A 19,949-nucleotide genomic window follows, 5' to 3' on the forward strand; every position below is an offset into this window, starting at 1 on the left:
CGACCCTCATTGTGGCACCGGTCCCTGCCCGGCGCGGGGACCGAACAGAGCGCTCCCGACCCGCACCATCGTCGAGCCCGCCTCCACGGCGAGCTCGAGGTCGTCGCTCATCCCCATCGAGGCCTCGGCGAGGCCGAGTTCCGCGCGGAGCGCCGCGACCAGGCTAAATGCCCGGCGCGCCGCGACGGGGTCGGGGGGCGCGACGGTCATCAGCCCGGCGACGTCGAGCTCGAGCCGTACGAGCGCGCCGACGAGGGGCGTCACCTCGCGCGGCGCGACGCCGCCGCGCCCGGGGGTGCCGGCGACGTCGACCTCGACGAGCACCCGCGCGCCGGGGCGGCGCCGGGCCAACCCCTCCCCCTCCTCGAGGCGGTCGAGGCCCTGGTAGCAGGCGACGAGCGGCGCCAGACGGGCGAGCTTGTTGCGCTGCAGCTCGCCGAGGAAGTGCCAGCGCAGCTCCGAGGCGCCGGCCGCGCCAGCCGCCGCTGCCTTGTCGACCAGCTCGTTCGCGTAGTTCTCGCCGATATCGGCGAGGCCCGCAGCGCGCGCCGCGAACACCGCGGCGAGCGGGAAGGTCTTCGTCACGGCCACGATCCGCACCGCCGCGGGGTCGCCCGCGGAGGCGATGCGGGCGCGCAGCCGCGCGAGGTTGCCGGCGACGCTCGCGGCGAGCGCGCCGTCGCCTGCGAGCGCGCCGCCGCCTGTGGGCGCGCTCACCGGCTCGGGGCGGGGCGCAGCACGAGGGCGTGGCGCGCCGCCTCGCCGCGCCTGCGGAAGGAGTAGAAGCGCTCGTCGCAGCCGGTGCAGCCGCCGAGGGCGCCGAGGTCGGTGACCCCGGCGCGGGCGAGCGCACCGGCGACGCCGCGCGGGAGGTCGAGCGCCGGCTCGCCGTCGGCCGTCGTCGCCCGCACCTCCTCGCCGAGGACGGCGACGAGCGCCTCGAGGTCCGCCGGCGAGAAGGCGTAGCACTCGGGGTGGATCGCCGGGCTCGAGACGGCCGCGATCTCGCTCGCGCCGAGCTCGCGCATCGCCGCCGCGGTCTTCTCGATCACCCCGCCGGCGAGGCCCCGCCAGCCGGCGTGGGCGACGCCGCGCACCCCCTCGGGGCTCGCGAGGGCGACGAGGGCGCAGTCGGCACCGAGGAGGGCGAGGGCGACGTCGTCGGTCGTGACGAGGGCGTCGGCGACCGGGCGCCCGGCACCGGCGCCGGTGCGGGCGACCGTCGTTCCGTGCACCTGCGCGCAGAAGCGCCAGGGCAGGTCGGCGATCGCCCTGCGGGCGGCCTCGTCGGAGTGCTCCGGACGGAGGTCCCCGTCGGCGACGGTGGTGCAGCAGGCCACGGCGCCGCCCGGCAGGGCGGCGGCGGGCCTAGCGGAGGAAGGAGGGGACGTCGAAGTCGTCGTCGCCGAGGTCGAGGTCGTCGCCGCCGACGGCGAAGACGTCGATCGCCTCGGCCTTGCCGTCCTTCGAGGCGAGGTGCGAGGGTCCCTTCGCGACGACCTCCCGCTCGTCGAAGCGGTCGAAGCCCGCGGCGATCACGGTGACCCGCACCGAGTCGCCGAGGCCGTCGTCGATGACGCTCCCGAAGATGATGTTCGCGTCCGGGTGGGCGACGGCGTGGATCGCCTCGGCGGCCTCGTTCACCTCGAACAGGCCGAGGTTGCGGCCGCCGGCGATGTTCAAAAGGATGCCGCGCGCCCCCTCGATCGAGGCCTCGAGGAGCGGACTCGTGATCGCGTGGCGGGCCGCGTTCACGGCCCGGCCCTCGCCGGAGGCGAGTCCGATCCCCATGATCGCCGAGCCGGCGTCGTGCATCACCATCTTCACGTCGGCGAAGTCGGTGTTGATTAGGCCCGGGAGGTTGATGAGGTCGGTGATCCCCTGCACGCCGTGCAGCAGGACCTCGTCAGCCATCCGGAAGGCGTCGATCACCGAGGTCTTCGCGTCCGCGAGCGACAGCAGCCGCTCGTTCGGGATGATGATGAGGGTGTCGACCTTCTCCTTCAGCCGCTGGATACCGGCCTCGGCCTGCACGCTGCGGCGGCGCCCCTCGAAGGCGAAGGGGCGGGTGACGACGCCGATCGTGAGCGCCCCGAGGCTCTTCGCGACCTCGGCGATCACCGGTGCCGCGCCGGTCCCGGTGCCGCCGCCCTTGCCGGCGGTGATGAAGACCATGTCGGCGCCCTTCAGCACCTCCTCGATCTCCTCGAGGTGCTCCTCGGCCGCGGCGCGACCCACCTCGGGGTCGCTGCCGGCGCCGAGGCCGCGCGTCAGCTGACGGCCGATGTCGAGCTTGATGTCCGCCTCGCTCATCAGCAACGCCTGCGCGTCGGTGTTCACGGCGATGAACTCGACGCCGTTCAGCCCGGCGTCGATCATGCGGTTCACGGCGTTCACGCCTGCGCCGCCGACGCCGACCACCTTGATGACAGCGATGAAGCTCTGCGATGCCCCGGTCATTGCCGCCTCTGCCTTCTCCGGCCCTGGCAACGGCTCCGTGACAACACGGAGTTCCCGCAGCTGTGGCCCGCTCTCGTTAGACCCGTCCCCGCACGGGCTGGTGCTGCGCTCACCCCGCCCGCGGTACCCGAACCAGCGACGTTGCCGGTAGAGCGCCCGCTGCAGCGGCCTCTCAAGGTCCGATGAACGATACGGCCGAGGCATCAGCGGGTCAAGACCGGGGCTGCGGGGACCCGCAGGTCGAGGCGCGCGCTCTTGCCGATTGACGTGCTCTTTAGCAGCGTCACGAGGGCCACCATCTTTGCCGGCAACTCGGCCGCAGAACCGAAGATCACCTGCGCGCCGGAGCGCAGCACGCCGACCACGCCGAGGTTCGGCTCGTGCACGAGCGCCGTCAGCTGGGCGAGCGTCGAGAGCGGGAGTGCCCCCGCGACCGCGAGCACGGGGAGCTCGCGCGCCGGCAGCGTGCCGCCCGGGGCGGGAGCGGCGAGGCGGCCGAGGGGGACGAGGTGCGCGGGGGGCGGGCTCCCCGCCCGGAGCGCCTCGAGGACCCTCCCCCGCCCGTCGAGCAGCACCGTGCCGCCGGCGACCTCGGCGAAGGCGATCGGCGCCGCCTCGCGCACCGTGATCCGCACCGTCTCGGGCCACTCCCGCTGCACGGCGGCGTGCGCGACCCACGGCAGCCGCTCGACGGCCGCCGCCACCTGCCCGGTGTGCACGTCGATGAGGGGCGGGGCGTTGTCGAGGCCGCTCGCCGCGAGGATCGCGGCGGCGCTCGTGTGGCGCTCGCCGGAGACGACGACGTGGCGGGCGGCGAAGAGCGAGGTGTGCACGATCGCCACCGCCGAGACCGCGAGCGCGAGCACCGCCAGCACGGTGCCGAGCACCGCGAGGCGACGGCGGCCGGCGTCGCGGGCGACGGCGTTGCGCCGCTCCCGGAAGCGCCGCTCGGTCGGTGGCCGCCCGGCGCGCGCCGGCTCGGGGGCGGGACGGCGCGCCGGCCGCTCGATCGTCGCGCCGGCCCCCCGGCGCGGCGGCGTCATCGGTCGAACCCGACGAAGCGCACCTCGGTCGCGAGGGTCACCCCGAGGCGCTCGGCGACGAGGCGGCACGCCGCCTCGATGAGGGCGGCGACGTCGTCGGCCGAGCCGCCGCTGTCGACGCCGATGAAGTTCGCGTGCTTCTCCGAGACGACGGCGCTCCCGACGCGCAGCCCCTTCGCCCCCGCCTCCTCGAGGAGGCGCCCCGCGGCGTCGCCGGGGGGGTTGGTGAACACCGAGCCGGCGTTGCGGCCGCCGGGCTGGTGCTCACGGCGCCAGGCGACGATCTCGTCGATCTCCTCGGCGAGGCGCCCGCTCGGCGCGGCGGTGACGGCGAAGGTGGCGGCGAGGACGAGGTCGTGAGCACCCACCGCCGAGTGGCGGTAGGCGAGGTCGAGGTCGCCGGCGGCGGCGAGGTGGCGCTCGCCGCTGTCGAGGTGCACGAGCTCCGCGGCGACGAGGCGGTCCGCCGTCTCGGCGCCGTGGCCCCCGGCGTTCATCGCCACCGCGCCGCCGACCGATCCGGGGATCCCGACGGCCCACGACATCCCCCCGAGGCCCGCCGTCGCGAGGCGCCGCGCGAGCACGGGGTAGGCGAGGCCGCCGCCGGCGGTGACGGTGGCCGCGGCGCCCTCCCCCGCGGGCGCGGCCGCGGGCAGCGCGAGCTCCTCGAAGGCGCCGCCGAGCGTGACGCAGAGGCCGTCGAAGCCGCCGTCGGCGACGAGCACGTTCGAGCCCTTCCCGAGCACGAGGAGCGGCACCTTGCTCTCGGCGACCGCGCCGACGACCGCCGCGAGGCCCTCTTCGTCGAGGAGCTCGACGTAGAGGGCGGCGTTCCCGCCCACCCGGTAGGTCGTGCGCGCACCGATCGGCTCGTCGCGCCGCGCGCGGGGACCGAGGCGCGCCGCGGCGAGGTCGACGGGGGCCTCCATCAGCCCGTCACCACCTCGAGGAGCTCGTCGGGGAGGCTCGTGAGGTCGCCGGCCGAGAGGGTGAGGCAGCAGTCGCCGGGGCGCAGCAGGCGCGCCAGGTAGCCGACGAGCTCGCGGCGGTCCGGGAAGTAGGCGGCGGTCGTCTCGGGGTGCGCGTTCAGCACCGCGTCGAGCACGAGCTTGGCCGAGACGCCCGGTCGCGGCGCCTCCCCGGCGCCGTAGATGCCGGTGATCACGACGACGTCGGCGTCGACGAAGGCCTCGCCGAAGTCGCCCCCGACGGACTCGGTGCGCGAGTAGCGGTGCGGCTGGAAGACGCAGACGAGACGCTCCCAGCCCCCGCCGCGCGCCGCCGCGAGGGTCGCGGCGACCTCGCCCGGAAGGTGCGCGTAGTCGTCGACGAAGGTGACGCCGCCCGCCTCGCCCCGGAACTGGAAGCGGCGGGCGACGCCGGCGAAGCGCGCGAGGGCGCGGCGGGCGGCGTCGGGATCGGCGCCCAAAAGGCGCGCCGCGGCGAGCGCGGCGGCGGCGTTGCGGGCGTTGTGCGCCCCGGGCACCGGCAGCGTGAAGCGGCCGAGGTCGCCCTCGGGGCCGATCAGGCCGAAGGCGATCTCGGCGCGCCCCGTCGTGAAGTCGCTCACCCGGTAGTCGGCGCCCTCGCTGAAGCCGTAGGTGACGGCACCCTCGGGGGCGAGGGCGCGCGCCCCGGCGTCGTCGGCGCAGACGACCGCGCCCGCGGCCTTTCTGAGGAACTCGGCGAAGCCCTCGGTGAGCGCGGCGAAGGAGCCGAAGTGCTCGAGGTGGTCGGGCTCGACGCTCGTCACCACCGCCACCTCGGCGGGCAGCTGCAGGAAGGTGCCGTCGCTCTCGTCGGCCTCGACGACGAGCCACTCCCCCTCGACGAAGGCGGCGTTGGTCCCGATCTCGTTCACCTCGCCGCCGATGATGAAGCTCGGCGAGAGCCCCGCCTCGAGGAGGACGAGGGCGAGCATCGAGCTCGTCGTCGTCTTGCCGTGGGTTCCCGCGACGGCGAGGGTGCGGCGCGTCGCGCAGATCGCGGCGAGCAGCTCGGCGCGGGCGTGCACCGGCACGCCGCGGCGGTGCGCCTCGAGGAGCTCGACGTTGCTCGAGGACACCGCGCTCGAGATCCCGACGTGCTCGGCGCCCGCGACGTTCGCCGCGTCGTGGCCGATCGCCACCGTGACCCCGAGGCCCCGCAGCCGCTCGACCGTCGCCGAGGCCTTCAGGTCCGAGCCGCTCACAGCGTGGCCCATCTGCGCGAGCACGGTGGCGATCGCGCTCATCCCGGCGCCGCCGATCCCGACGAGGTGCAGGCGGGTCGGGCGGGTGAGGTCGAGGCTCACGCCGCCGCCTTCGCGAGCTCGTCGATGAGCGCGACCACGCGGCTCGTGGCGTCGAGGCGCCCGACCGAGCGCGCCGCCCGCGCCATCTCCTCGAGGCGGCCCGGCTCGGCGAGGAGGGGGCCGAGGAGGGCCTCGAGGTGCTCGGCGGTCACCTCCGCGTCGTCGACGACGAGGGCCCCGCCGGCGCGCACGAGCTCGGCGGTGTTGCGCCGCTGGTGGTCGCCGGGGGCGTTCGGCAGCGGCACGAGCAGGCTTGGCGCGCCGATCGCGGCGAGCTCGGCAACGGTCATCGCACCGGCGCGCGAGACGACGAGCGCGGCGGCGCGAAAGAGCTCCGGCAGCTCGGCGGCAAAGGCCAAGAGGCGGTAGTCGAGCCCCGCTCCTCCGCCCGTGGCGATCCCGAGGGCGTCGCGCTCGGCAGCGACCTCGTCGTAGTTGCGGGCGCCGCAGACGTGCACGAGCACGAGGTCGTCGCGCGCCGCGAAACGTCGGGCGAGGCCGAGTGCCGCCTCGTTCAGCCGCCCGGCGCCGAGCGAGCCGCCGACGACGACGAGCACGGCGCGCCCCTCGGGGAGCTCGAGACGCGCCCGCGCCGCGCTCGGCTCCTCGGCGGCCGCCGCGAGCACCGCCTCGCGTAGTGGCGCCCCGGTGAGCACGCCGCGCGGCAGCGGCGCCGGGAAGGCCATCGCCGTGCGGGCGGCGAAGCGGGCGACGAGGCGGTTGGCGCCGCCGGGGATGGCGTCGAGGTTGACGACGAGGAGGGGGATGCGCAGCAGCACCGCGGCGAGCGAGCTCGGCAGCCCGGCGTAGCCGCCGAAGGTGACGACGACGCGCGGCCGGTGGCGCAGCAGCAGCGCACAGGCCTCGAGGAGGGCGAGCGCGAGGCCGCAGAGGGCGGGGACGTTCGACCAGGCGAGCCTGCGGCGGACCCCCCGCCCCGGGAGCAGGCTGATCGAGAAGCCGGCGTCGCCGATCGCTTTTCCCTCCATGCCACGGCGGGCGCCGACGAAGTGCAGCGCGGCGCGCTCGCGCCCCGAGCGCTCGAGCGCGCGGGCGAGCGCCAGCGCGGGCTCGATGTGGCCGCCCGTCCCGCCGCCGGTGAGGACGACCTCGAGGCGGCCCTGCCCCCTCACCGCCGCGCCGCCGCCGGCCGGGGGCGCGGCCGCGGCGCCGGCGCGGCGGGCGCCGGGCGGGCGGTGCGCAGCGTCGGGTTGCGGCCGATGTTCACGAGCAGCCCCACCGCCCCGAGGGTGACGACGAGCGAGGAGCCGCCGAAGGAGAGGAAGGGCAGCGGGATTCCGGTCTCGGGGAGGATGCCGATCACGCCGCCGATGTTGATCAGCGCCTCGCAGACGAGCCAGCAGGTGAGCCCGGTGGCGAGCAGGCTCGTGAAGCGGTCGGCGGCGCGCGCCGCGATCCGCAGGCCGAGGATGCCGAGGCCGACGAAGGCGAGCAGCACCGCGAGCGCGCCGATCAGCCCGAGCTCGTTGCCGATCACGGCGAAGATGAAGTCCGTCTGGGCGTTCGGCAGGAAGCCCCACTTGGCTACCGAGCCGCCGAGGCCGGTGCCGAAGAGGTGGCCCGAGCCGAGGGCCTCGAGGGACTGCACGACCTGGTAGCCCGAGGTCGAGGCGTGCGCGAAGGGATTGATGAACGAGAGGAAGCGCGAGCGCCGGTAGGGGGCGGAGAGGATCAGCAGGCTGCCGACGAAGAGCAGGCCGCCGAAGGTGACGCCGAGCACCCGCCGCTCGGTGCCCCCCGCGTAGAGGATCGCGGCACCGATCGAGACGAGCACGATCGCGGTGCCCATGTCGGGCTGCTTCAGGATCAGCAGCGCTATGAAGCCGAGCACCGTGACGACGGGGCGCACGACCACCTGCACGTGGTCGCGCGCCTGCTCGCGGCGGGCGACGAGGTCCGCGGCGAAGAGCGCGAAGGCGAGCTTCGCGAGCTCGGAGGGCTGCAGGCGGATCGGCCCCGCCCCGATCCAGCGCGAGGAGCCGCCCGCCGTGCGTCCGATGTGGGGGGTGAGCACCACGACGAGCAGCAGCACCGTGAGGATGAGCAGCGGCGCGGCGAGCTTGCGCAGCCGGCGGAGGTCGCCGCGCGAGCAGACGAGGAAGGCGACCGCCCCGAGGAGCGTCCACATCACCTGCCGCTCGAACAGCGCCCACGGCGAGCCGTAGGTGGCGATCGAGACGACCGAGGAGGCCGAGAGCACGATCACGAGGCCGAAGCCGGTGATCGCCGCGGTGAGCGCGCCGAGGCGCGCCGCGTCGCGTCGGCCGACGAGGGCGAGGTCGGTGGTGCGCGTCCTCGTCGTGCCGACCTCGGCCGCCGCCGCCCGCTCGCTGCGGCTCTCCCGCCGCGAGCCGTGCGCGGCGCGGCCCGAGGGCTCGTCGCGCACCGGGCGCTGGTGGCTGCGCGCGCTGCCGACGCCCGACAGCAGGCGGAGCACAGGCGTGCCGCGCACGCCGAGGAGGTCGGTCATCGCCCGCCCCCCGAGGCGACGGCGAGGGCGCGCACCTGGTTCTGGAAGTCCTCGCCGCGCGCCGCGTACGACGCGTACCAGTCGAAGGAGGTACAGCCCGGCGAGAGGAGGACGACGTCGCCGGGGCGGGCGAGCTCGCCGGCGGCGCCGATCGCCTCGGCCATCGTCGCCGCCCTGCGCAGCGGCAGGCCGGAGAAGGCGGCCGCGACCTCGCCTGCCGCCTCGCCGATCGCGACCACGGCGCGCAGCGTGGAGTCGCGCCGCGCACCGAGGGCGCGCGGGATGACGCCGAGGTCGAGGCCCTTGTTCTTCCCTCCGGCGATCAGCACCACGTGCTCGAAGCCGGCGAGGGCGGCGACGACGGCCGAGGGGGTCGTGGCCTTGGAGTCGTCGTAGTAGGCGACGCCGCCGCGCTCGGCGACGAACTCCACACGGTGCGGGGGGTGGTGCCATCCCTCGAGGGCGGCCCGGCAGCCCTCGGGGCTCGCCCCCGCGGCGCGCGCCGTGGCGAGGGCGGCGAGGGCGTTCGCCACGTCGTGCGGCAGGCGGCGGGGCAGCGCCGCCGCGGGGAGCAGCCGCTCGCCCCCCGGCCCGACGAGGAAGCCCGCGGACTCCTCGTAGTCACCGCCGGCGCCGAAGGTGACGCGTCGGCTGCGGGCCCCCGCCGCGGCGGCGAGCACGGCCGGGTCCTCGGCGTTCACGACGGCGACGTCGTCGGCCCCCTGGCAGGCGAAGATCCTCGCCTTGGAGGCGGCGTAGTCCTCCATCGTCGGGTGCCAATCGAGGTGGTCCTCGGCGAGGTTGAGGTAGGTCGCCACCGTGGGGGCGAAGGTGGCGGTGTACTTCAGCTGGAAGGAGGAGACCTCGGCGACGAGCAGCTCGGCGCGCTCGTCGTCGATGGCCTCGATGAGCGGGAGGCCGATGTTCCCCGCAGCGAGGGCGCGCCGGCCGGAGGCCACGAGCATCTCGGTGACGAGCTCGGTCACCGTCGTCTTGCCGTTGGTCCCCGTCACAGCGACCACTGGCAGCTCGGTGAGCGAGAAGGCGAGCTCGATCTCCGCGACGAGCTTCGGTGCGGTGGCGAGGCGGTAGATCGGGTGGCTCGGCGGGACGCCGGGGCTGACGACGACCTGCTCTGCCTCGGCGACGAGGCCGGCGAGCGTCCCCTCGTCGGGCGCCGCGACGAAAGCCACCCCGAGCACCTCGGCGACGGCGGCCATCTCCGCGCCGCCGGCGTCGTCGACGGCGGTGACCGCGCAGCCGCGGCGCGCGAGGGCGACGGCGACCGAGCGCCCGGTGCGGGCGAAGCCGACGACGAGGGCGCGCCGCGCGACGTGCCGCTTTGCGCCCATCAGCGCACCGCGTGCACGCCGAGCAGGAAGTCGGCGTAGAAGACCCCGAGGCCGATCGCGGCGAAGAGGGCGGAGAGAATCCAGAAGCGGACGATCACCGTCGTCTCGGGCCAGCCGAGCAGCTCGAAGTGGTGGTGGAGCGGCGCCATGCGCAGCACGCGGGTGCCGAAGCAGCGGTAGCTGATCACCTGCACGACGACCGAGAGGGTCTCGATCACGAAGAGGCCACCGAGCAGCGGCAGCAGCAGCTGCACGTTGAGCTCGAGGGCGAGGCAGGCGAGGCCGGTGCCGATCGCGAGCGAGCCCGTGTCCCCCATGAAGATGCGGGCGGGCGCCGCGTTCCACCACAAAAAGCCGACGCAGGCTCCGGCGATCGCCACCGCGGCGAGGGCGAGGTCGAGCGCGGGGTGCACCGCGTAGGTGGGGTGCCGGTAGACCCAGTAGGCGATGAGGGTGAGCGCCGTCGAGGCGAAGGCGGTGGAGCCGGCGGCGAGGCCGTCGAGGCCGTCGGTGAGGTTCACGGCGTTCGCCGAGGCGCTGATGATGAGGACCGCCCAGATCACCCACAGCACCGTGCCGAGGTGCACGCCGGGGACGCTGTAGCGGGTGAGGGACAAGGCGGTGCTCGTGTGCGCGAGGTAGCGGGCACCGAGCGCGAAGAGCAGGCCGATCGCCACCTGCGCGGAGAACTTGGCCCGCTTGTTGAGGCCGAGGCTGCGGCGCCGGCGCACCTTCAGCCAGTCGTCGGCGTAGCCGACGACGCCGGCGAGCATCACCGCGCCGACGACGAGCAGCCCGGCGGCGGAAAAGGGCGTCCCCGTGCCGAGGTGGCCGAGCAGGTAGGCGAGGACGATCGCGACGATCATCGCGATGCCCCCCATCGTCGGCGTCCCCGCCTTCAGGATGTGGCGCGCCGGGCCGTCCTCGCGGATCTGCTGGCCGACGCCGCGACGGCGCAGCGAGCGCAGCAGCATCGGCGTGCCGAAGCCGGCGACGAGGAGGGCGATGCCCCCCGCGGTGAAGATCGAGATCACTGTGGCGCGCGGGCCGCTCCCGCCCCGTCCCCCCGGTGCGCCGCGAGGCGCGCGAACTCGTCGCGGACCACCTCGCGGTCGTCGAAGCGCACGGCGCGGTCGGCGAACTGCTGGGTGGTCTCGTGACCCTTCCCGGCGACGATCACGATGTCGCCGGGGCGCGCCTCCCCGAGGGCCGCGGCGATCGCCCGCCGGCGGTCGATCTCGACGTGCAGCGCGGCGCCGGCCGGCATGCCGGCGCGGATCTCCTCGATCACCGTCGCGGGGGACTCCGAGCGGGGGTTGTCCGAGGTGAGCACGACGAGGTCGGCGAACTCGCACGCGATCGCGCCCATCGCCGGGCGCTTGCCGCGGTCGCGGTCGCCACCGCAGCCGAAGACGACGATCAGCCGCCCGTCGCCCCGCTCGCGGGGCTGGTCGCCCGGCGCGTTGAAGCGCGCCGCCCGCCGGGCGGCGCGCAGCACCTCCTCGAGGCCCGCCGGGGTGTGCGCGTAGTCGACGACGGCGGTCACCCCGTCGGGGCCGGCGATCGCCTCGAAGCGGCCCGGCACCGAGGGGGCGGCCTCGAGGCCGGCGACGATCGCGTCGGCGCTCACCCCGAGCGAGCGGGCCGCGGCCGCCGCGGCGAGGGCGTTGTAGACGTTGAACTCCCCGCCGAGGCCGAGGCGGATGATCCGCCCGCCGAGACGGAACGAGCTCGCCGAGACCCCGATCTCGAGGTCGCGGACGTCGCCGAGGGAGTAGCCGAGCATCGGGATGCAGGAGCGCTCGAGGAGGCGCCGCCCGTAGGGGTCGTCCGCGTTCACGACGCCGAAGCGCGCCCGCTCGGAGCGGAAGAGGCGGGACTTCGCCTCGAAGTAGGCCTCCATCGTCACGTGGAAGTCGAGGTGGTCCTGGGTGAGGTTGGTGAAGACGGCGACGTCGAAGGTGACCCCCTCGACGCGGCCCTGCACGAGCGCGTGCGAGGTGACCTCGATCGCGCTCGCCGCGCAGCCGGCGTCGCGCTGGCGGGCGAGCGCCCGCTGCAGGTGCGGCGCCTCGGGGGTGGTGCGCGCCCCGTCGAGGGTGCCGACGACCCCCGCGCGCCAGCCGTACTGCTCGAAGATCGCGCGCAGCAGGTAGGTGGTCGTCGTCTTGCCGTTGGTGCCGGTCACCCCGACGGTGCGCATCGCGGTGGCGGGGTTGCCGTAGAAGGCGGCGGCGACGCGCGCCATCGCCGGGCGGGCGGTCCCCGGCGGCACGACGAGCTGCACGCAGCCGGCGAGCTCGGGGCCGAGGGAGTGCTCGCAGAGGAAGGCGACGGCGCCGGCGCGGCGCGCCGCGGCGGCGAAATCGTGGCCGTCGACGCGCGCCCCGGGCAGGCAGCAGAACAGCGCCCCCGGCGTCACCTCACGGTGGTCGAAGGCGATCTCGCTCACGGAGACGCCGTGCGGGTCGCCGAGGACGGCGAGGGGGGCGGCGGCCTCCACGAGCTCGTCGAGCCTCACGAGAGCGGAGGTCGACATGACGGCGCGCCTCACTTCGCCACGGAACAGGTCGCGGGCGCTCCATCGGCGGCCCTCGGTGGAGCGATGCTGAAGTGGCGGAGCGCGTAGGACATGATCTGCGCCCACACGGGAGCCGACACGACGCCACCGTAGATCGTGTCGGGGTGGTTGAGGACCACGATCCCCGAGAGCTGCGGCGCCTGCGCGGGCACGAAGCCGACGAAGCTCGCGTTCCAGTCGCCGGGCACGTAGCCGAGCCCGGTCGTGTCGGGGACCTGCGCGGTGCCCGTCTTGCCGGCGACGCAGTAGCCGTTGATCCGGGCCTCGAGGGCCGTCCCGGTCTCGTCCTGTACGACGCCGCTCAGCATGGGGACCACCTCTGAGACCGTCGAGGCCAAGAGCGTGCGGTGCGTCGGCGAGGGCGGGAGGCTCTTCTCCTGGCCCGTGGCGTCGACCGTCGCCTTCACGATGCGCGGCGCGACCTCGACCCCGCCGTTGGCGACGGAGTTGTAGGCGTCGAGCACCTGCAGCGGGGTGACGGCGACGCCGGTGCCGATCGGCACCGAGCCGGCCGCGGAGCCGAGCCAGCTGCTCGGCGTGCCGATGATCCCGGGCGACTCGCCGGGCCATCCGAGCCCGGTGAAGTGGCCGAAGCCGAGGGTGCTGAAGGCCGAGGCGAGGCGGGTGAGGCCGAGGAGCTGGGAGATCTTGATCGTCCCGATGTTCGAGGACTGGGCGAGGATCTGGCGCACCGGGAGCTGCTCGGTGCCGTGCAGCTCGGCGTCCTGGAAGATGTAGCCCCCGAGCGAGAGGGCGTAGGGCACGGTGAACACCGTGTCGGGTGAGATCAGGTGGTCCTGGATCGCGAAGGCGATCGTCGCCAGCTTCATCACCGAGCCGGGCTGGTAGATCGAGGTCACCGCGAGGTTCTGCTGCGCCGGCCCGATCACCCCCTTCGCCCCGGTGACGAGGTCGACCATCGCGAGGATCGCCCCGGTGTGCACGTCCTCCACCACCGCGATCCCCGAGTCGGCGTGCGTCGCCTTCATCTGCGCCTCGACGTCGCGGGTCACCTCGACCTGCAGCGGCTCGTCGATCGTGAGGACGAGGCTCGCGCCCTGCACCGGCGGGACAACGTCGCTCGCCCCCGCGGGGAGGACGACGCCGCCCGGCGCCTCGGCCACGACCTCGCTCCCGGCGCGGCCGGAGAGCGACCCGTTCATCTGGTACTCGAGCGCGGCGTCGCCCTGGCCGGCGGCGTTCACCCCGCCGACGAGCGGCTGGAAGAGCTGGCTGCCGGGGAAGAGGCGCTGCGTGTCGGCCTGGAAGGTGATGCCCGAGAGGGTGAGGTTCTCGATCTTGGTCTCCGTGCTCGTCGGCAGCTCCTTGGCGAGCACCACGTACCCGTTTTGCTGGCTCAAAAGCGTGGTCAGCTTGCCCTGGCCGAGGTGCAGGTAGCGGGCGAGCTGTCGCGCCTCGCCGGCGGGGTCCGTGATCTGGAAGTCGTCGGCGACGACGTCGGCGCGCGGCACCGAGACCGCGAGCAGGTCGCCGCCGGCGTCGTAGATCGCGCCGCGGGTCGCGGGCAGGCTCACCTTCTGGTTCACCTCGCCCGCCGCGTAGGCGGCGTAGCGGGAGCCGTCGAGGACCTGCACGACGACGAGACGGATGATCAGCACCGCGACGACGAGGCACATCCCGATCCCGAGGACGCGGTGGTGGTGAGGGGCGCGGCGGGGCGCTCGGCGGGCCCCCGCGGGGCGGGCGCCGTTCACCGGTTGGCCGCGGCCGCGGCCTCGGCGACGGTGACGCCCGGCTGCACCGGGGTGAGGTAGGTCACCGTCGCGGGCGTGACCATGTGCAGGCTCCGCTCCGCGATCTTCAGCAGCGCGCCGGGGGCGGTGAGCTCCGCCCGCTGCAGCTGCAGGTTCTCGTTGGCCGCCGTCGCGCTCGCGAGGGAGGCGTTGAGGTTGTCGAGGCGCACCTGCTGGGAGGCGACGAGCGCCTGGCCGGTGACAACGACGAGCAGGGCGACGACGACGAAGGCCGCTGCGGCGAGCGCGATGAGGCGGGCGCGGCGGCGCTGGGTGCGCGCCGCGAGGCGCCGGGCGCTCACGACCGCGAGACGCCCTCTCGCCGAGGGGGCCTCCTTCTCGGCCGGGCGTACCGACGCGCGGGCGCGGGTCGCGTGCGGGCTGGCGGCGACGGCCATCAGTGGGGGTCCGGTGCGGGAAGGCGCTCAGCGGCGCGCAGGCGGGCCGCCTCGGCGCGCGGGTTGCGCTCGATCTCGGCCTTGCCGGAGAGGCGCGCGCCGCGGTTCAAGAGCCGGATCGTCGGCACCGCGCCGCAGACGCAGTCGAGGCCGGGCGGGCAGACGCAGCCACCGCTCGCCGCGCCGGCGAGGGTGCGCTTCACCAGCTGGTCCTCACCGGAGTGGTAGGCGAGGACGACGAGGCGACCGCCGGGGACGAGGGCGGCGATCGCCGCCTCGAGCGCCGGCGCGAGCAGGTCGAGCTCCTCGTTGACCGCGACCCGCAGCGCCTGGAAGACCCGCCGTGCGGGGTGGCCCCGGCGGCGGGCAGCCGCGGGGATCGCCTTCTCGACGACTGCGGCGAGCTCGTCGGTGCTGTCGAGGGGCCGTGCCGCGATCACCGCCCGCGCGATGCGGCGGGCGAAGCGCTCCTCGCCGTGCGCCTCGAAGAGGTCGACGAGGGTCTCCTCGTCGGCGCCGTTCACGAGCTCGGCGGCGCCGTGGCCGCGGCTCGGGTCCATCCGCATGTCGAGGGGGCCGGGATTGCGGTAGGAGAAGCCGCGGTGCGCCGCGTCCAGCTGGAACGAGCTCACCCCGAGGTCGAAGAGGGCGCCGACGAGCGGCGCCCCCGCCTCGGCGACGAGCGCCGCGAGCTCGTCGAAGCGGGCGTGCACGACCTTCGCCCGCGCCCCGAAGGGCGCGAGGCGACTCGTTGCCGCGACCACGGCCTCCGGGTCACGGTCGATCCCGAGCAGCTGCAGCTCCGGCCGGCGCTCGAGGATCGCTGCGGCGTGGCCGCCGCCGCCGACGGTGGCGTCGAGGACGAGCCCCTCCGGCACCGCGTCGAAGAGCTCAAGGACCTCGTCCAAAAGGACGGGGACGTGGCGGAACTCCTGGCTCACCCGCAGCCCCCCGACCGCGGCACGAAGAACACCTTCGCGAGCCGGATGGGAGTTAGCGGAGAGAGATGTGGACTGACCATCCATCGCCACTGCCGAGGGACTGCGGGTGAGCCAGGAGAGACCGAGCGCCCTCGCGACGAGCCGCCCCGGGGGGTGGCGATCGACGACGACGACACCAACCGAGGACACCTCAGGCGCCAGCGACCGAGGAGGCGGCCCCGTCGAGCTGCTTCGCGCCCCACGCTGCGGGCGCCCAGAGCTCGACTCTGTTGATCATCCCGACGACGAGCACTTCCTGCTCGAGGCCGGCGTAGCTGCGGAGGTGGGCGGGCACGGGCATCCGGCCCTGACGGTCGATCTCCGCCTCAAAGACGGCGGCCGACCACTCGCGCACCGCGTTGCGGGCCACGGGGTCGCCCTCGGCCTGCGCGAGGCGCACCTCGATCTCCTTCTCGAACTCCTCGCTCGTCCACAGCGCGAGGCAGCCCTCGAGGTGGGGGGTGAGGTAGCCGGGCTGGGAGAAGTGGACGCGCAGCTTGGCAGGAAGGATCACCCGACCCTTGTTGTCGAGCGAGTGCTCGTACCTGCCGAAGAACCGCGCACCGAGCGCCACCCGTGCGTCCTCTCTCACTTCGTCGGGGCGGGGTCCCTCCCCTCCCTAACGCTCCACTTCGCGCCACTTTATGGTCTTTCCGAACCCCCGTCAACCACCTCACCTCTCCGGCAATGACTTACTTGACGCATCTGCACCGTTCGGGAGCTGGGAAAAGTGAGTGACGAGGTCCGCGGGGACGCGGCGATCACTCAGGGTGCGAGAGTCAACCCGGTACTAATGGGCCTGCGGCAGTACGGACCTGGCGAGGTCCGGCCCAACCTCGTGTTCGACCGTGACGGCAACGGGCGCTTGGAGTTCCCGACGGCGCGCCGTCGGAGACGACGAGCAGCGGTGGGACAAGGCCCGGGCGGCCAGCTCGGCAAGGAACTCGGCCCAGGCGTCGTGGGACTCCGAGGTGCCCGGGGCGAGCGCCAGGAGCACGGGCTGTCCGTCGGTGGTGATCCCCCAGGCGGCGAACACCGGCTCGGCCGCCGCGCCGGCGTGGAACTTGAAGTGGCTCCCGTCCAAGAACAGCTAGTCGAGGGAGATCCCGGACAGGTCCCTCGAGCGCCAGATCTCGAACTCGACCTTGATCGCCTCGCAGATGCGGCTGACCGTCGACTTGGACAGGGTGGCCCCGGGACCGAGGGCCTCGGCGAGCGCGGCCTCGACGTCGCGGACCGAGAGCCCGCGGACGAAGCCGGCGATCACGAGGGACTCGAGGGCGTTGGTGCGGCACATCCCCGTCCCGAGCAACCGACTGGCGAAGGCCTCGTCGGTGCCGCGCAGCTTCGGGCGATCGAGGGTGACCGACCCGGCCGTCGTCTTGATCGTCGTCGGGCAGTAGCCGTTGCGGCTGCCCTCCCGGGCGTGTTCGTCGCGGACGTAGCGATCTCGGCCCAAGAACTCGGTGACCTCGGCTTCGAGGGCCGTCTGCATGAGCAGGCGCACGCCGAGACGGGCGACGTCCTCGAGGACGTCGCCGAGGTCACGGTCGGACGCGAACAGCTCGTCAATCTGAGCGCGGACGCGCTCGGTGGGTGATACTCGGGTTGTCACGGGTGTGGGTTCTTTTCGTTGCTTGTCAGGCTTGAAAGGAACCTACGCCCGTCGTCCTTTTACACCGGGGATCGGACGCCCCCGCTGCAGGCGTCTTGACGCGCGGATCTCACACAGGTAACGCCGGTCCGAGTTTAAGCGTCTTCCCTGATCACACTCACGACACGACTCTTCGGAAATGCTGCCACGACCTCGGTAGCCTCATCCCGGAAGCCGCTGTAGAAGAGAACCCACTCGGTGCCAGCCGAAACGGAAACGGCCGTGATGGCAACCGGGTTGGTCCCGTTCTCGTCGTTGGCCTCGAACTCAAGCAGAACCTCGAACTTAGGCATCTCTGTCCTACCTCTCTGGTGCGGGTGCCTGAATCGTCGCGCGGTTCAACGGGGGTTGCGCTCAAACCTTCCGGGTGCGTCAAGTAATTCATTGCCACCTCTCCGACGAGGGAGATCGCGCCGAGGCGGGCCGCAAAAGATGTCCCCGCGCGGGTGAATCGCGGAATCCGCGCGGGATGGCGGGAAACGCGCGTGGAACGAATGCGCGATCGCGAGAACACGCGGGTCGTGGCGACGCGGCACGCGACACGCGGCGTCGGTACAGATCTCTGAAGGCTCCAGCCGTTCCCCGCGGCTCGGGCAGGGACTGATACAGGGCGCCGGAAACTACATAGGAGTGAGTACTAAATCGCGATCAGTGCCTCGCGCTCGAACCCAGAAACGGTCATCACGGCCACATCTCCAACGTGGACGACGTCAACACGACCGTCTCCGACATTCTCGCTTCTGAGAGCCGCCGGATTGTGCTCCATGTCGAAGTGCCCAATTTCCGTGAGTTCATTGCACCTTCACGCCCTCGAGCGTGCAGTTGAAAGCATCCAGCCCGTTGGCGGCGTCGTGTCGTCAAGAAACCCCCAGGTGTGGCGCACTGGCTCTTGGGCTTCTTCGGCATCAACAAAAAGGGGCGCGCGTTTCCGACGGATGCGATCCTCCATTCTGGAGCCTGGCGCCAGCTGCTAGCCATCGTTTAGACCGCAACCGTTCGCCCGGTGACGAGCCATGCCTATCCGCATGCTCCTAGCGAGCTGAGACAAGGGCTGGCGAAGGTGAACAACGACGCGGTCGATTCCTCAAGAGACCCAATGCGGATCCGGGGGTATCTCGATCGAGGTGCCCGACGGTCCAATTCCTCGTCCGAACGTGCAGCGCAGCCGCTGAGGTCCTGTCGATCCTTGTTGTGCCAGTGCTGCCTGACGCTTGTCGAGTGCGCTGCCACGCTACAGGCGCGGGCTCGGACGAGGCCGCCGGTACGATTCCTCTGGGAAATCGCTGAGAATGAGTGGCCTCGAGCGCACGGATCCACCGGTTCGTGTCGAACCAGTGCGGTCATGGGAGGCCTGAATGACACGCGACATGGACTCCCCCTCGACGGACCCGATCGAGCGACTTTTCGTCCTGGCACACGACCTGCTCGGCACGGCGTCCCCCGACGGCTATCTCACCTGCCTCAATCCAGCCTGGGAGAAGACGTTCGGCTGGACCAAGGAGCAGCTCAAAGCCGAGCCACTCAGGAAATTGATTCATCCCGACGATCTCGAGGAGGCGACGAAGCGGGTTCGGCTACTACTCGGGGATCCTGCGCCTGCCGTCGTAGCGATCGAGGACCGCTGTCGCGCGAGCGACGGCAGCTATCGCCGGATCGAGTGGACGATCACCGTCGACGAGGGCGAGTACCACTTAATCGGCCGCGACGTCACCGAGCGCAGGGCCGCCGAGGACGACAAGGCGCGCGCCACCAGCCTCACCGATGCCATTGTCGAGAGCGCCGACGAGGGCATTGTCGTCGCTGATTCCGAGGGTCTAGTGACCTACGTCAACTCGGCTGGCATCCGCCTGCTTGGCCACGGGTCGGCAGCCGTCCTGCTCGGGTCGGACTTCCACGCGACGGCCCACCACAGCCGCGTCGATGGATCACCGCTTCTCGTCGAGGACTGCCCGATCACGAAGGTGCGCCGCCTCGGTCGGTCAATACATGTGCAGGAGGACATTTTCTGGCGAGAGGACGGCTCACCTCTTCCCGTCTCGTTCTCGTCCGCGCCGATCGACCTCGTCGATGGGACCGGCAGCGTGGTCGCCTTCCACGACATCTCCCCCCTTCTGGCGGAACGTGAACGGGTACGTGCTGATTTCGGGGAGGTCGCGTGGTTCGAGGAGATCCGCCTCGCACTCGCGCACCGCCGCTTCGTCCTCTACGCCCAGCCGATCGTCTCCACCACGACCGGTGAGACCGTCCGGCACGAGCTCCTGCTCCGGATGCTGTCTCCGACCGGCCGGGTCATCGAAGCTGGCGAGTTCTTGCCCGCCGCGGAGCGGTTCGGGCTCGTCAACCAGATCGACCGATGGGTCATCACCCGCGCCGTGGAGATCGCCGCCTCGGGTCGCGACGTCGCGGTCAACCTGTCGGCCAGCTCGGTGGGCAACGACGAGATCCTCGTGCACATTGAACGGGAGATCGCTCGCACCGGGGCGAAGGCAGAGAAGCTCGTCTTTGAGGTCACCGAGACCGCGGTGATGAACGACCTCCAGGACGGCCGGCGGTTCGCCGAGCGGCTCGTTGCGCTCGGCTGCGCGTTCGCGCTCGACGACTTCGGTACCGGCTACGGGTCGTTCACCTACCTCCGTCACCTGCCCATCACCCATCTGAAGATCGACGTCCAGTTCGTGCAGGAGATGGTCCAGGATGAAGCCGACCAGCGCCTCGTCCAGACGATCGTCTCGATTGCGAAGAGCCTCGGCAAGAAGACGATCGCAGAAGGCGTCGAGGACCAGAAGACCCTGGACATGCTCCGCGATTTCGGCGTCGACTTCGCACAGGGCTACTTCCTCGGCCGGCCGGAGGCGTTCCCGAAGCCGCCGTCGGGCTGAACCCCCTTCGTAGCGGGACGTGGCTTCCTGCGCGAGACCGTCCGAAGTTGAAAACGCGAGTTCA

17 protein-coding genes and 1 pseudogene are annotated in these 19,949 nt (G+C 72.9%); 1 reads left to right on the top strand and 17 read right to left on the bottom strand.

Features of this window, described 5'->3' with window-relative positions:
- Positions 1–6 precede the first annotated feature (6 nt).
- The 17 genes and pseudogenes from VNF07_10600 to VNF07_10680 all read right to left on the bottom strand — a co-directional run bounded on the left by VNF07_10600 (position 7) and on the right by VNF07_10680 (position 17,299).
- On the bottom strand, positions 7–717 hold the full coding sequence (locus VNF07_10600; GenBank protein ID HVB06681.1) for an alanine racemase: 711 nt from the start codon (positions 715–717) through the stop codon (positions 7–9).
- The gene (locus tag VNF07_10605; GenBank protein HVB06682.1) at positions 714–1,340 is read right to left on the bottom strand and encodes a polyphenol oxidase family protein; all 627 of its coding nucleotides are present in this window, start codon (positions 1,338–1,340) and stop codon (positions 714–716) included. Before VNF07_10605 ends, VNF07_10600 begins: the two co-directional genes overlap by 4 nt.
- A 28-nt stretch (positions 1,341–1,368) precedes the next feature.
- A complete protein-coding gene (gene ftsZ, locus VNF07_10610) occupies positions 1,369–2,460 on the bottom strand; it encodes a cell division protein FtsZ (protein HVB06683.1) in 1,092 nt (363 codons plus the stop codon).
- 203 nt (positions 2,461–2,663) lie between these two features.
- A complete protein-coding gene (locus VNF07_10615) occupies positions 2,664–3,503 on the bottom strand; it encodes an FtsQ-type POTRA domain-containing protein (GenBank protein HVB06684.1) in 840 nt (279 codons plus the stop codon).
- On the bottom strand, positions 3,500–4,432 hold the full coding sequence (gene murB, locus VNF07_10620; protein ID HVB06685.1) for a UDP-N-acetylmuramate dehydrogenase: 933 nt from the start codon (positions 4,430–4,432) through the stop codon (positions 3,500–3,502). Before murB ends, VNF07_10615 begins: the two co-directional genes overlap by 4 nt.
- On the bottom strand, positions 4,432–5,796 hold the full coding sequence (murC, locus tag VNF07_10625) for a UDP-N-acetylmuramate--L-alanine ligase (GenBank protein HVB06686.1): 1,365 nt from the start codon (positions 5,794–5,796) through the stop codon (positions 4,432–4,434). The genes murB and murC overlap by 1 nt, the downstream gene beginning before the upstream one ends.
- Entirely contained in the window at positions 5,793–6,929 is a 1,137-nt protein-coding gene (locus VNF07_10630) for a UDP-N-acetylglucosamine--N-acetylmuramyl-(pentapeptide) pyrophosphoryl-undecaprenol N-acetylglucosamine transferase (protein HVB06687.1), read from the bottom strand. The genes murC and VNF07_10630 overlap by 4 nt, the downstream gene beginning before the upstream one ends.
- A complete protein-coding gene (gene ftsW, locus VNF07_10635) occupies positions 6,926–8,287 on the bottom strand; it encodes a putative lipid II flippase FtsW (protein HVB06688.1) in 1,362 nt (453 codons plus the stop codon). The genes VNF07_10630 and ftsW overlap by 4 nt, the downstream gene beginning before the upstream one ends.
- Complete coding sequence (murD, locus tag VNF07_10640; GenBank protein ID HVB06689.1) at positions 8,284–9,639, bottom strand: UDP-N-acetylmuramoyl-L-alanine--D-glutamate ligase; 1,356 nt, start codon at positions 9,637–9,639, stop codon at positions 8,284–8,286. Before murD ends, ftsW begins: the two co-directional genes overlap by 4 nt.
- On the bottom strand, positions 9,639–10,673 hold the full coding sequence (gene mraY / locus VNF07_10645) for a phospho-N-acetylmuramoyl-pentapeptide-transferase (protein HVB06690.1): 1,035 nt from the start codon (positions 10,671–10,673) through the stop codon (positions 9,639–9,641). Before mraY ends, murD begins: the two co-directional genes overlap by 1 nt.
- A complete protein-coding gene (locus VNF07_10650; GenBank protein HVB06691.1) occupies positions 10,670–12,178 on the bottom strand; it encodes a UDP-N-acetylmuramoyl-L-alanyl-D-glutamate--2,6-diaminopimelate ligase in 1,509 nt (502 codons plus the stop codon). Before VNF07_10650 ends, mraY begins: the two co-directional genes overlap by 4 nt.
- Positions 12,179–12,189: 11 nt before the next feature.
- Positions 12,190–13,935, bottom strand: a complete 1,746-nt coding sequence (locus VNF07_10655) for a penicillin-binding protein 2 (protein HVB06692.1) — start codon at positions 13,933–13,935, stop codon at positions 12,190–12,192.
- On the bottom strand, positions 13,932–14,372 hold the full coding sequence (locus VNF07_10660) for a hypothetical protein (GenBank protein HVB06693.1): 441 nt from the start codon (positions 14,370–14,372) through the stop codon (positions 13,932–13,934). Before VNF07_10660 ends, VNF07_10655 begins: the two co-directional genes overlap by 4 nt.
- Positions 14,372–15,313 (bottom strand): 16S rRNA (cytosine(1402)-N(4))-methyltransferase RsmH, encoded by a 942-nt coding sequence (gene rsmH, locus VNF07_10665; GenBank protein ID HVB06694.1) that lies wholly within the window; start codon positions 15,311–15,313, stop codon positions 14,372–14,374. Before rsmH ends, VNF07_10660 begins: the two co-directional genes overlap by 1 nt.
- A gap of 190 nt (positions 15,314–15,503) precedes the next feature.
- Complete coding sequence (locus VNF07_10670) at positions 15,504–15,926, bottom strand: division/cell wall cluster transcriptional repressor MraZ (protein ID HVB06695.1); 423 nt, start codon at positions 15,924–15,926, stop codon at positions 15,504–15,506.
- Positions 15,927–16,142: 216 nt separating this feature from the next.
- Positions 16,143–16,967, bottom strand: a pseudogene (locus VNF07_10675) (transposase).
- A gap of 134 nt (positions 16,968–17,101) precedes the next feature.
- Positions 17,102–17,299: a hypothetical protein gene (locus VNF07_10680; GenBank protein ID HVB06696.1), complete on the bottom strand. Its 198-nt coding sequence runs from the start codon at positions 17,297–17,299 to the stop codon at positions 17,102–17,104.
- 1,062 nt (positions 17,300–18,361) lie between these two features.
- On the opposite strand from VNF07_10680, the gene VNF07_10685 reads away from it, so the two are divergent.
- Entirely contained in the window at positions 18,362–19,885 is a 1,524-nt protein-coding gene (locus tag VNF07_10685; GenBank protein ID HVB06697.1) for an EAL domain-containing protein, read from the top strand.
- Positions 19,886–19,949 lie beyond the last annotated feature (64 nt).

The sequence above is a fragment of the Acidimicrobiales bacterium genome, assembly GCA_035533595.1.
Classification (GTDB): domain Bacteria; phylum Actinomycetota; class Acidimicrobiia; order Acidimicrobiales; family Bog-793; genus DATLTN01.